The sequence below is a fragment of the Amycolatopsis sp. SID8362 genome, from assembly GCF_010550475.1.
In the GTDB taxonomy this organism is placed as follows: domain Bacteria; phylum Actinomycetota; class Actinomycetes; order Mycobacteriales; family Pseudonocardiaceae; genus Amycolatopsis; species Amycolatopsis eburnea.
This window is the reverse complement of sequence record NZ_JAAGNB010000774.1, coordinates 1-10,277: the sequence shown is the minus strand read 5'-3', so window position 1 is coordinate 10,277 and position 10,277 is coordinate 1. Positions and strand designations below refer to the sequence as shown.

The following is a 10,277-nucleotide window of genomic DNA, read 5'->3' as shown; positions in this document are numbered from 1 at the left end:
CGCGGGCCGCCGTGCCGGAAGGACGGCCGCAGCAGCCGCGCCGCCCGGAGGCGCCCGGCCGCCCGCCGCTGCCCCAACGGCGACGCCAGCAGAACCTCGTTCCCCAGTTGCGGGAAGATAAGCCCGCACAGGAACGCGAAGAGGTGCGGCTGGACTCCCCGGAGGCCGCCCGCAGCAGGCTGTCCGCCTTCCAGCAAGGCACCCGCCGGGCCCGTGACGAAGAGTTTCCCGAGAACGACGACAGGTACGGAGAGCGCGAGTAATGGTCAACTCAGGCGCCCACGAGCTCGACTGGCTGCTGGACGACCTCGTCAAACGGGTCGCCGGGGCGGACCGGGCGGTGGTCCTGTCCTCGGACGGCCTGCTCATCGGGCGATCGGGGAACCTCTCCGAGGAGGACGCCGAACACCTGTCCGCCGTGGCTTCGGCGTTCCAGAGCCTGGCGCGCGGGACCGGGCGGCACTTCGGCGGGGGCAACGTCCGCCAGACGATGGTCGAGATGGACCACGCGTTCCTGTTCGTGACGGCGGCCGGGCGGGGCGCGTGCCTGGCCCTGCTCGCCCGCGAAGACGCGGACATGGGCCTCGTCGCGTACGAGATGAACTTGATGGTGAAGCGGGTCGGGCAGGTACTCACCTCGGCCCCGCGGGCCGGCGTCCAGCCCACGTCGCCGTGAGCGCGCGGCACGAAGCCTGGTTCGACGACGAGGCCGGGCCCCTGGTCCGGTCCTACGCGGTCACGGGCGGCCGCACCCGGTCGGACACGCTCGGGCTCGACCTCATCACGCTCGTCGTCGCCCTGCGCACCGCGCACGAAGCGGGCATGCTCGAACCGGAGTACGCGCGCATCATCGCCCTGTGCCAGCGGCCGGTCTCGGTGGCCGAGGTGGCCGCCCGGGTCGACCTCCCGCTGCCCGTGGTGAAGGTGATGCTGAGCGACCTCATCGAGCAGAACCTGGTGCTGTTCCGTACCGCGGCACCGGTCCAGGAAACCCCCAACCGACACGTATTGCAGGCGGTCCTTGATGGCATCCGGAAACTCTGACCCCCGGCGGAACCTGACCGCGACCGCGGTCAAGGTACTCATCGCCGGCGGGTTCGGGGTCGGCAAGACCACGATGGTCGGCTCGGTGAGCGAAGTGCCGCCGCTGCGGACCGAAGAGGTCATCACGACCGCGTCCGAGGGGGTCGACGACCTCTCGGGCGTCGAGCAGAAGACCACGACGACGGTCGCCCTCGACTTCGGCCGCATCACGATCAACCCGGACCTGATCCTGTACCTGTTCGGCACGCCGGGGCAGGACCGGTTCTGGTTCATGTGGGACGAGCTGGCCGAAGGCGCGCTCGGCGCCGTCGTGCTGGCCGACACCCGGCGGCTCGACAGCTGCTTCGCGGCGGTGGACTTCTTCGAGCGCCGCAACCTGCCGTTCGTCGTCGGCGTGAACTGCTTCGACGGCGCGTACCGCTACGGGACCGAGGAGGTCCGGCAGGCGCTCGACGTCGGCATGGACGTCCCGTTGCTGCTGTGCGACGCCCGCGAGCGGGAGTCGACGAAGCAGGTGCTGACCAGCCTGATGGAACACGTGATGGCGCGGTCCGATCTCGCAGCCGCCCAGGGTGGCTACTGATTGAACCTCATTCTGGTCAGGCCGGCGCTACGGACCGCAACGCGCCGCGAGTGGTGACCGTTGCGCCGGCCGACGGCTGAATGAGGTTCACAGGACCGCGCCCGTGCGGGTTCAGCGGCGTCGCTTGATCAGCGTGTCCAGCGCGAACCGGCCCGGGCCGATCGCGGCGAACAGCAGGAAGATCCACGAGTAGACCGCGGCCGGCTCGCCCATGTTCTGCAGCGGCAGCAGGCCCATCGGGGCGTGCACGGTGAAGTAGGCGTAGGCCATCACGCCGGAGAGCAGGATGGCGGCGGGCCTGCTGGCGAGCCCGACGAGCAGCAGCAGGGCGCCGGCGAGTTCGAAGACGCTGCCCCACCAGCCGGGGAACGAGCCGAACGGGACGCCGCCGCCCTGGCCGTCGATCCCGCCGAAGAAGCCGAATCCCTGCAGGCCGTGGAAGCCGAACAGGAACGAGATCACGATCCGGCTCACGCCGGTGACGACGCCGGTGACCTGGGTCTTCGCGGCGGTGGTGGTCTGGGTTTCGCGGGCGGTGGTGGTGGTCATCGCGGGGTTCCTTCCCTGGGTTCTTCCTTGCCTTCTGCCTACGCGTCGAGTGGCTTCTCCCCGGATCGACAACCCCGGCGGATTTTTTTCGGCGGGTTTCGGCAGACTGGGCCGATGGCGGGCAAACGCAGTGCCGGGCTCCTGGTCCACCGCGGCCGGGGCGAGACCCTCGAAGTGCTCCTCGGGCACATGGGCGGGCCGTTCTGGGCGAAGAAGGACGCGGCGGCGTGGTCGCTGCCGAAGGGCGAGCTGGAGCCGGACGAAGAGCCGGAGGCCGCGGCGCGGCGCGAGTTCACCGAGGAGCTGGGGCTGCCGGCGCCGTCCGGGGAGTACGTCCCGCTCGGCGAGGTGAAGCAGTCGGGCGGCAAGGTCGTCACGGCGTGGGCGGTGGCGGGCGACGTCGACCCGGTGGCGGTCGTGCCGGGGACGTTCACCATGGAGTGGCCGCCGCGCTCGGGCCGTCAGCAGGAGTTCCCCGAGGTGGACCGGGTCGCGTGGTTCTCGCTGGAGGTGGCCCGGGAGAAGCTGGTGAAGGGCCAGCTGCCGTTCCTGGACCGGCTGCCGGCGTCAGTCGCCGAGTAGCGCCTCGAGGGGTTTCGCGGTGAAGGACGGCAGCACGACGTCGGCCTGCCCGAAGTCGAGGCTCTCGGTGATGGCGTTCGGCACGGCGACGCAGGTCAGCCCGGCGGCCTTGGCGGCGGTGATCCCGTGCGGGGTGTCCTCGAAGGCGATGGTCTCGTTCGCGCCGGTCTTGAGAGCCTCGAGCGCCGCGAGGTAGAGGTCGGGGTCGGGCTTGGCCTTGTGCAGGTCCCCGGTGAGGACGGCGTCGAAGTAGTGGGCGATGCCGAGCCGTTCGAGGTGCGGGTTGACCCAGGCCCCGGACGAGCTGGAGGCGACGGCGAGCTTGAGGCCGTGCTCCTTGGCCGTCTCGAGGTAGGTCTCGACGCCTTCGCGCGGGCCGAGGGTCTCGAGCAGCTCGAAGACCCGGGCCTTGGACTTCGGGCGCAGCGCTTCGGGGTCGATGCCGGGCGCGTGCTCGGCGAGCAGGGCGAACATGGCGGGCGTGGTGTGCTGGGTGCCGATGACGGCGTACCAGGCGTCGAGCGGCAGCTCGCTCCCGTGCGCGCGGAAGACCTCTTGCCAGGACTGGAGGACGGCGGACTCGGTGTCGGCGAGCGTGCCGTCGAAGTCGAAAACCAGGGCGCGGGTGGGCACGGTTGCACCCTGCCCGGTGGGTGATCGGTCAGGCAAGTGGGGTGTGACGAGCCTCGAAGGCGCGGAGTGCTTCCGCGCCTCGGAGGGCGAAGATGACCTCTTCGATGCCGCCGGGGTCGGCTTGGTGGACCGTGGTGAGCGCGATCTCGGCGGCCGATTCGAGGGGCCAGCGGTAGATGCCGGTGGAGATGGCGGGGAAGGCGACGGTCTTGGCCCCGAGGTCGTTCGCGACTTTCAGGGCGTTGCGGTGGCAGTCGGCGAGCAGCTCGGACCGGTCTTCGGTGGCCGACCAGACCGGGCCGACGGTGTGCACGACCCACTTGGCGGGCAGGTTCCCGGCGGTGGTGGCGACGGCCTGCCCGGTCTTGAGGCCCTTCCCGTAGTGCCCGGCCCGCAGCTTCCGGCACTCGGCGAGGATCTCGGGGCCACCCTTGCGGTGGATGGCCCCGTCGACCCCGCCCCCGCCGAGCAGCGAGGAGTTGGCGGCGTTGACGACGACGTCGACCTCGAGGGTGGTGATGTCGGCGTCGAGGATCCGGATGCGCATGGGCCGATCTTCCCTCAGCCCAGGAAGAACTTCGTCAGCACCGGGGCCAGCGCCGCCGCCTTCACGATGTGGGTCTGGCCCGGCAGGGTCGCGTACTCCGCCGACGGCAGCACCTTCGCCAGCGACGACACGCCGTTGCGCATCCACTCCGGGCTCCGGCCGCCGTCGACCACCAGCGTCGGGATCGTCACCTCCGGCCACGACGGCGTGAGGGGCTCGCCCGCCTGGCGGTCGCCGACCACCGCCGTGTCGTACGGGATCGTGTGGGCGACCTTCTTGAGCTTCGACCAGAACGGCATGATCCGCATCATCGCCACCGTCGCGCCGCCGAGGCCGACGCCTTCGGTCATGAACAGCTTGACCGCCTTGCCGCGCTTGCCGTCGGCGAGCGCCGCGTCGAGGCGGGCCGGGTAGTCGGCGGGGACGCGGGGGCGGGCGGCGTCCACCACGAACGGGGGTTCGTACAGCGCCAGCTTCGGGGCCGGGAGGGTGCGGGCCGCTTCGAGGGCCAGTGCCGCGCCCGAGGAGATGCCGAACAGGAACGCTTCGCCGCCCGCTTCCTTCAGCAGGGCCGCGAGGTCCTCGACCTCGCGCTCGACCGCGTACGGGCCGGTGTCGGTGCTTTCGCCCCGGCCGCGGCGGTCGTAGGTGTACACCGTGAAGTGCGCGGACAGCTCCTTCGCCAGCGCGTCGTTCGGGGACGAGCCGCGGTAGCACATCGCGCCGTCGACCAGGACGAGCGCGGGGCCGGTGCCCGTGCGGGTGTACGCGATCTTCGTGCCGTCGGCGGAAATCGTCGTGGTCATCGGGACTCTCCTCGCGGCATCAGGTGGGCGGACGTCGTGGCGAGCCAGGTCCAGGCGAGCACCACGGCCGCCCAGAAGCCGAGTGTGACGACCGGGCTCGCCGAGCCGGACGCTACGCCGCCGAAGCCTACGAGGAACAGCACGCCGGTGAGCCGCGAGTACCACGCGCGGGCCGGCGGGAGGTGCGAGCCGATCGCGAAGCAGGCCCCGACCAGTGCGGCGAAGCCGACGCCGCCGCAGGCGAAGTGCAGCATGCCGTGCCAGCTCACCGACACCGGCGGCCCGGCGGGCGTGCCCAGCGGGAAGCCGTCCTGCGGGTCGGCGCGGAAGATGCCCGCGCAGATCAGGCTGACGCCGTAGACCGCCAGCAGCCTCGGTCCCCATCTGCCGGGGAGGACACGGCGGAGGCCGGCCGAGGCGGCGAGGGTCAGCAGGCCGGTGACGAGGAAGTTCGCGACCTGGACGAAGCCGAGGGAGCCGTTCGCCAGGATGCTCGCCGGGTGCCGCGTGAAGTCGAAGCCGGCGCGGGTCAGGCCCTGGAGCACGCCGGTGCCGACGAACACGGGTCCGGCGAGGATTCCGCAGGTCAGCAGCGTGCGAGTGGGTGAGGTGACGTGGGTGGGAAGCGTGGTGGTGGTCATGCGGGACAGCCTGCCATCCGATCATTCGAACTGTCAAGACAAAAAAAGTTGTCGGTGGGCTCTGCTTCGGCTGGGACCGGCCGAAGACCGGCTCAGGCCGAGCGCAGGGTGAGGAGCGTGATCTCGCTGGGCGCGAAGACGCGGAACGGCGGGCCCCAGAAGCCGGTGCCGCGGCTGTTGTACAGCTGGGTCGGGCCGTGCCGGGTCAGGCCGGAGAGCGTCGGCTGGTCGAGGCGCACCAGGAGGTGGAACGGCCAGATCTGCCCGCCGTGCGTGTGGCCCGAGATCTGCAGGTCGACGTCGGCCTCGCGGGCCTCGCGCACCTGCTTCGGCTGGTGCGCGAGCAGCACCACCGGGACGTCGTCGGGGCGGCCGGCCAGCGCGGCGGCCAGGTCGGGGCCGTGGCCGGGCAGGCCGGACGCGGTGCCGGTCGGGTCGTCGATGCCGGCGAACAGGATCCGGTCGCCGTCGCGCTCGATGAGCGTCGAGCGGTTGTGCAGCGTGTCCCAGCCGAGCCCCTCCATGTGGTCGAGCCACGCCTGGGCTTCGCCGAAGTACTCGTGGTTGCCGGTGATGTAGAACCGCCCGAGCGCGGCCTGGACGCCGCCGAGCGGGTCGACCTGCTTGCGGCGCTTGGCCACCGCGCCGTCGGCGAGGTCGCCGGCGTGGCAGACGACGTCCGCCTCCAGTGCGTTCACCGCCGCGACGACCTGCTCGGACCACTTCGTCCGGTCGATCGGGCCGAAGTGGGTGTCGGTCAGCACGGCGATCGTCAGGCCGTCCAGCCCCGGCCCCAGGCGCGGGATGACGATGTCGGTCCGCTTCACCGGCGGCACGCGCATCGCGACGCGGTTGCCGTGCACGAGCAGGCCCGCGGCCACCAGCACGGTGGCGCCCGCGACGATCCGCGACCGCAGCGGGTCGTCGACGCCGAGCAGCGCGACCCGCAGGACCAGGCTCAGGATCGACCAGCTGAACAGCACCCAGATCACGGCGAGCAGCGAGTCGCCGAGGCGCGCGGAGGCGTCGCTCTGGCGCTTGGCGTGCCCGCGGAACATGGCGACCGGCATCGTGACCAGTCCCGCCGCCAGCACGACGGTGCCGGCGATCGTGCCCGCGAGGCCCCACTCCGGCGCCAGGACGAGCGTCCACCACGGGACGCCGTACAGCAGGAGCATGGCCAGGATCGGCACGACGACGAGTTGCCCTCTCATCGAACCAGGTTACAGCCCATCGGGCTGTTAGCTTTTCGCTACTCTGGTGGGAAAGGAAGGGGGGGCGTCGTGCACACACTGTTGCAGCTGGCGTTCCCCGTCGTGACCGGCCCGAGCGCGCTGGTCGCCTTCGCCTCCCTCGCCGCCGCGAGCCTCCTGGTCGTGCTGCTGGTGAGCAGCACGCACCGCAGCGAGCTGGCGCTGTGGTCGGCGCCGGTGCGCAGCCGCGTCACCGCGTTGCGCCGCCGGGCCCGTCGCGCCGAGTCGATCCGGCTCCGCGATCCCGGCCGTCCCGGCCGCAGCAGGCCACGAGCACCCGGGTTCCGCAGCACGGCTGCGTGAGTCCAACCGCAGCCATTCCGCCTGCCCCCATTCCTTCCACTCGTGCGGAGTGCTGCCCGTGTTCGGTTTTCTCGACGTGCCCGTTTCCGGCGCGTACCACCTGATCCACGCCCTCACCGGCCCATTTTCGACGGCGCTGGCCATCGTCGTGTTCACCCTCGGTGTGCGGCTCTTGCTGCATCCGCTCGCCCGGTCGGCGGCCCGCGGCGAGCGCGCCAGGGCCACCCTGCTGCCGCAGCTGCGGACCTTGCAGGAGAAACACGGCAAGGACCGCGACCGGCTGGCCGCGGAAATGACGAAGCTGCAGCGGGAGTCCGGGACGTCGCTGTTCACCGGCTGCCTGCCGATGCTGCTGCAGCTGCCGTTCTTCACGATCATGTACCGGCTCTTCACGACGCCGGTGATCGGCGGCGAGCCCAACTCGCTGCTCGGCGCGACGCTGCTCGGGACGCCGCTGGGCGCGCACGGCCTGTCCGGTAGCCCGCTGGTGTTCGTGATCGCGGCCGGGCTCGCGGTCGTGGCGTGGTTCTCGGTCCGCCTGCAAGCACCGCAGCCGGACGCGCCGGGCGGGAAACTCCTGCGGTTGCTGCCGTACGGCACGGTGCTGGCGACCCTGGTCCTGCCCCAGGCCGCGGGCCTCTACCTGCTCACGACGACGGCGTGGACCGCGGCCGAACGCGCGTTGCTACGACGCCGCTCGTGACCGCCGCCAGTCCTGGACCGCTTCTTCGACGTCCACCAGCGCGACCGTCAGCGGCGGGCCGGTGTGGTGGTTGAGGTAGGCCTGCCGGATCCGCTCGTTGAGGTCGGCCACGACCTCCCGCACCCGCGCTTCGGCGCGCTCGGCGGCGAGCGTCTCCGGCAGGTCCTGGACCTCGCGTTTGAGCGCGAGCGCCGGCGGCAGCAGCGCCTTCGTGTCGTGGCCGCCCTTGCGGACTTCGCGCAGGACCCAGTCGGTCGCCGCGTCGTTGCCGGTCGGTTTCGGCAGCGGCTTGCCGGTGCCGGGCAGGTCGTCGAAGTCGCCGCGGTCGCGGGCCTCGTCGATCTGCCGGTCGACCCACCAGCGGAAAGACACCTTGGGCGGCTTGCGTCGGTCCATCGGCTCACACCCCCTCGCTGCTCTCCAGGGTAATCTCCGGGGGAGGAGCGAGGGGACCGCATGACCGTCGAACGCAGTGGCGCCGATGACGTCGACCGCACACTCGCGCTGCTCTGGCGCGCCCGTGGCAGCAGTGCCGAGCCGACCAGAGGACGCCGGCCGACGCTGACGGTCGAGCGGATCGTCGCCGCCGCGATCGGGGTCGCGGACGCCGACGGGCTGGCCGCCGCGTCGATGCACCGGGTTGCGAAGGAGCTCGGCGCCGGCACGATGACGCTGTACACGTACGTGCCCGGCAAGGCCGAGCTGGTGGACCTGATGGTCGACGACGTGCTCGTCGAGCGCCGGCTGCCGGGGCCGGGCGAGCCGCGCTCGGGGGACTGGCGCGAGCAGGTGGCGCTCTACGCCGAACGGACGAGGGCGGCCTACCGCGCCCACCCGTGGCTGTGCGAGGTGTCGCGGGTCCGGCCGCCGCTGGGCCCGGGGCAGCTGGCAGGCCAGGAGTACCTGCTGTCCATTGTGGACGCCCTCGGCCTGCCCCCGCGGCAGGCGGTCGCCGCGGCGGCCGCGATCGGCACGTACGTCGACGCGAACGCCGCACTCGGCGCGGAGAACACCCGGCTCGAGCGCAGCACCGGCCAGTCGACGGAGGCCTGGTGGCACCAGCGGTCATCGTTCTGGGAGGACTACTTCGTGGTCGACGCCCACCCGGCGATGAACCGCATCTGGCTGGGCGGTGGGTTCGACCAGAGCGCCGAGGCTCAGGGGGAGAAGGGGTACGAGTTCGGGTTGAACCGGATGCTCGACGGGATCGAGGCCCTGGTCGGTTAGCGGCGGCTGCGCCACGCAACCGGCGCCGCTCCTGCTCGGGAACTCCGCCTTCGTGAACGGGATGCTCGGCGGCGTCGAGGCGTTGGTCGGCTAACGTCGGCTACGCCACCGCAACCGGCGTCGCTCCTGCCGCGGCACCTCGGCCGTCGAGTCGCCGCGCAGCAGATCGCGGCAGACCGGGTCGAACCGGCCCGGAGCCTCGATCATCGGCGCCGCCAGCACCAAGTGACCGCAGACCGCCCGGAATCGCCCGTCGCGCCGGCCCGCCGCGAACTCGTCTTCGGTGACCGCGTGGGTGTAACCGTCGGTGTCGCAGCGGATGTGCACCAGGAACGGCTCCACCGGGCTCACCCCGCCGGGGTGGTCGAGGTGGTTTCGGTCGGGGTGGCCGCCGAGTCGGCCGGGGTGGTGCTCGACGTCGTCGTCACCGGTGCCGCGGTGGTGCTGGTCGGCGGCGGCGTGCTGGTGGACGGCGGCGTCGGGTCCGTGGTCGGAGTCGTCGGCTTGGTCGGTGAAGTCGACGTGGTGGGTGTGGTCGGCGACGTGGTCGGGGTCGTGCTGCCCGGCGGCGTCGACGTGCCCGGCAGCGAGCCCGGCGGCTGGGCGGTCACCGGGGGCGCGGGCGGTGCCGGGACGCCGACCGGGGCACCGGCCGCGGCGGCGTCCGGGGCGTCGGGCGCGCCGATCGGCACCTGGCTGTCGGGGAGCTGGGCGACCCCGCCCCGGTAGGCCGCGGCCCACGCCATCACCGTGTCCACATAGGACTGCGAATTGTTGTAGCGGCGCACGGCGATGCGCTGCCCCGCGTCCGTCGAGAGGTCCAGCCCGCCCGAGCACAGGTAGCGCGCGGTGGCCAGCGCCTCGTCGTAGGCGTTGTTCGGGTTCGACACGCCGTCGCCGTTGCCGTCGGAGGCGTAACCGCGCCACGTCGACGGGATGAACTGCGTCGGGCCGACCGCGCGGTCCCACACGGCGTCGCCGTCGTACTTGCCGCCGTCGGTGTCCGGGATCGCCGCGAACGCGCCGGCGCCGTTGAGCACCGGGCCGAGGATCGGTTCGAGGGTGTCACCGTTCGCGTTGACGTACCCGCCGCGGGCGTGGTTCGACTCGATCCGGCCGATGCTCGCGATCAGCGCCCAGTCCAGGTGGCAGTTCGGCTGCTCCTTGGCCAGGATGTCGGCGGCGTTCTGGTACGCCTTGAGCATGCTGCCCGGGATGCCGAGGGTGCCCGAGATGCCCGCCGAGCCGGCCCGCCCGCCCGGCACGACCAGCGGCGTGGGCAGCGGGGGCTGGGGGAGGCTGCCGTCGACGGCGATGGGCGGCATGACGATGTTCGGCGGCTGCAGCGGCGCGGCCTGGTCCGGGAGGGCGTTGCCGGTGCCGGCGACCACGACCGGCGCGGGCTG

Annotated in this window: 16 protein-coding genes and 1 pseudogene; 8 read left to right on the top strand and 9 right to left on the bottom strand. The window is 72.1% G+C overall.

The annotated features are described in order from the left end of the window. From G3I65_RS23810 to G3I65_RS23795, 4 genes and pseudogenes are all read left to right on the top strand, one after another. Window positions 1-263: pseudogene (locus tag G3I65_RS23810) on the top strand (histidine kinase); the annotation flags it as partial. Next, window positions 263-676: a roadblock/LC7 domain-containing protein gene (locus G3I65_RS23805; RefSeq protein WP_086859064.1), complete on the top strand. Its 414-nt coding sequence runs from the start codon at window positions 263-265 to the stop codon at window positions 674-676. The pseudogene G3I65_RS23810 and the gene G3I65_RS23805, both read left to right, overlap by 1 nt. Next, entirely contained in the window at window positions 673-1,044 is a 372-nt protein-coding gene (locus tag G3I65_RS23800; protein WP_004561733.1) for a DUF742 domain-containing protein, read from the top strand. The genes G3I65_RS23805 and G3I65_RS23800 overlap by 4 nt, the downstream gene beginning before the upstream one ends. Further along, entirely contained in the window at window positions 1,025-1,627 is a 603-nt protein-coding gene (locus tag G3I65_RS23795) for an ATP/GTP-binding protein (protein WP_004561734.1), read from the top strand. The genes G3I65_RS23800 and G3I65_RS23795 overlap by 20 nt, the downstream gene beginning before the upstream one ends. 111 nt (window positions 1,628-1,738) lie before the next feature. Here the strand turns inward: G3I65_RS23795 and G3I65_RS23790 are convergent, their stop codons facing one another. Beyond that, a complete protein-coding gene (locus tag G3I65_RS23790) occupies window positions 1,739-2,176 on the bottom strand; it encodes a DoxX family protein (protein ID WP_160698061.1) in 438 nt (145 codons plus the stop codon). A gap of 114 nt (window positions 2,177-2,290) precedes the next feature. On the opposite strand from G3I65_RS23790, the gene G3I65_RS23785 reads away from it, so the two are divergent. Then, window positions 2,291-2,758: an NUDIX domain-containing protein gene (locus tag G3I65_RS23785; protein WP_160698060.1), complete on the top strand. Its 468-nt coding sequence runs from the start codon at window positions 2,291-2,293 to the stop codon at window positions 2,756-2,758. On the opposite strand, the gene G3I65_RS23780 is transcribed toward G3I65_RS23785, so the two are convergent. From G3I65_RS23780 to G3I65_RS23760, 5 genes are all read right to left on the bottom strand, one after another. Beyond that, on the bottom strand, window positions 2,744-3,391 hold the full coding sequence (locus G3I65_RS23780) for an HAD family hydrolase (protein ID WP_160698059.1): 648 nt from the start codon (window positions 3,389-3,391) through the stop codon (window positions 2,744-2,746). The genes G3I65_RS23785 and G3I65_RS23780 overlap by 15 nt on opposite strands. 28 nt (window positions 3,392-3,419) lie before the next feature. Then, window positions 3,420-3,938, bottom strand: coding sequence for an O-acetyl-ADP-ribose deacetylase (locus G3I65_RS23775; RefSeq protein WP_160698058.1), 519 nt, complete (start codon window positions 3,936-3,938; stop codon window positions 3,420-3,422). 14 nt (window positions 3,939-3,952) lie between these two features. Then, on the bottom strand, window positions 3,953-4,744 hold the full coding sequence (locus G3I65_RS23770; RefSeq protein WP_160698057.1) for an alpha/beta fold hydrolase: 792 nt from the start codon (window positions 4,742-4,744) through the stop codon (window positions 3,953-3,955). Then, the gene (locus tag G3I65_RS23765; RefSeq protein ID WP_160698056.1) at window positions 4,741-5,385 is read right to left on the bottom strand and encodes a DUF998 domain-containing protein; all 645 of its coding nucleotides are present in this window, start codon (window positions 5,383-5,385) and stop codon (window positions 4,741-4,743) included. Before G3I65_RS23765 ends, G3I65_RS23770 begins: the two co-directional genes overlap by 4 nt. Window positions 5,386-5,477: 92 nt before the next feature. After that, window positions 5,478-6,599: a metallophosphoesterase gene (locus G3I65_RS23760; RefSeq protein ID WP_166640487.1), complete on the bottom strand. Its 1,122-nt coding sequence runs from the start codon at window positions 6,597-6,599 to the stop codon at window positions 5,478-5,480. Window positions 6,600-6,668: 69 nt separating this feature from the next. Here G3I65_RS23760 and G3I65_RS23755 point away from each other — a divergent pair, with 69 nt between their 5' ends. Together G3I65_RS23755 and G3I65_RS23750 are read left to right on the top strand one after the other, a co-directional pair. Continuing rightward, complete coding sequence (locus G3I65_RS23755) at window positions 6,669-6,941, top strand: DUF6412 domain-containing protein (RefSeq protein WP_125313040.1); 273 nt, start codon at window positions 6,669-6,671, stop codon at window positions 6,939-6,941. 58 nt (window positions 6,942-6,999) lie between these two features. Further along, a complete protein-coding gene (locus G3I65_RS23750) occupies window positions 7,000-7,644 on the top strand; it encodes a membrane protein insertase YidC (protein ID WP_160698055.1) in 645 nt (214 codons plus the stop codon). Here G3I65_RS23750 and G3I65_RS23745 read toward each other — a convergent pair. Further along, on the bottom strand, window positions 7,627-8,040 hold the full coding sequence (locus G3I65_RS23745) for a DUF1992 domain-containing protein (RefSeq protein ID WP_160698054.1): 414 nt from the start codon (window positions 8,038-8,040) through the stop codon (window positions 7,627-7,629). The genes G3I65_RS23750 and G3I65_RS23745 overlap by 18 nt on opposite strands. 60 nt (window positions 8,041-8,100) lie before the next feature. Here G3I65_RS23745 and G3I65_RS23740 point away from each other — a divergent pair, with 60 nt between their 5' ends. Further along, complete coding sequence (locus tag G3I65_RS23740) at window positions 8,101-8,871, top strand: TetR/AcrR family transcriptional regulator (RefSeq protein ID WP_160698053.1); 771 nt, start codon at window positions 8,101-8,103, stop codon at window positions 8,869-8,871. Between the two features lie 90 nt (window positions 8,872-8,961). Here G3I65_RS23740 and G3I65_RS23735 read toward each other — a convergent pair whose 3' ends face one another. Both G3I65_RS23735 and G3I65_RS23730 read right to left on the bottom strand, forming a co-directional pair. After that, complete coding sequence (locus G3I65_RS23735) at window positions 8,962-9,222, bottom strand: hypothetical protein (protein ID WP_309235657.1); 261 nt, start codon at window positions 9,220-9,222, stop codon at window positions 8,962-8,964. After that, the coding region (locus G3I65_RS23730) for a lytic transglycosylase domain-containing protein (RefSeq protein ID WP_160698052.1) at window positions 9,219-10,277 on the bottom strand (1,059 nt) is incomplete at its 5' end. The genes G3I65_RS23730 and G3I65_RS23735, both read right to left, overlap by 4 nt.

Coding starts and splice junctions, on each gene's coding strand:
- G3I65_RS23805 (WP_086859064.1), top strand. CDS start 263: ATGGTCAACTCAGGCGCCCACGAGCTCGACTGGCTGCTGGACGACCTC.
- G3I65_RS23795 (WP_004561734.1), top strand. CDS start 1,025: ATGGCATCCGGAAACTCTGACCCCCGGCGGAACCTGACCGCGACCGCG.
- G3I65_RS23790 (WP_160698061.1), bottom strand. CDS start 2,176: ATGACCACCACCACCGCCCGCGAAACCCAGACCACCACCGCCGCGAAG.
- G3I65_RS23785 (WP_160698060.1), top strand. CDS start 2,291: ATGGCGGGCAAACGCAGTGCCGGGCTCCTGGTCCACCGCGGCCGGGGC.
- G3I65_RS23775 (WP_160698058.1), bottom strand. CDS start 3,938: ATGCGCATCCGGATCCTCGACGCCGACATCACCACCCTCGAGGTCGAC.
- G3I65_RS23770 (WP_160698057.1), bottom strand. CDS start 4,744: ATGACCACGACGATTTCCGCCGACGGCACGAAGATCGCGTACACCCGC.
- G3I65_RS23765 (WP_160698056.1), bottom strand. CDS start 5,385: ATGACCACCACCACGCTTCCCACCCACGTCACCTCACCCACTCGCACG.
- G3I65_RS23760 (WP_166640487.1), bottom strand. CDS start 6,599: ATGAGAGGGCAACTCGTCGTCGTGCCGATCCTGGCCATGCTCCTGCTG.
- G3I65_RS23745 (WP_160698054.1), bottom strand. CDS start 8,040: ATGGACCGACGCAAGCCGCCCAAGGTGTCTTTCCGCTGGTGGGTCGAC.
- G3I65_RS23740 (WP_160698053.1), top strand. CDS start 8,101: ATGACCGTCGAACGCAGTGGCGCCGATGACGTCGACCGCACACTCGCG.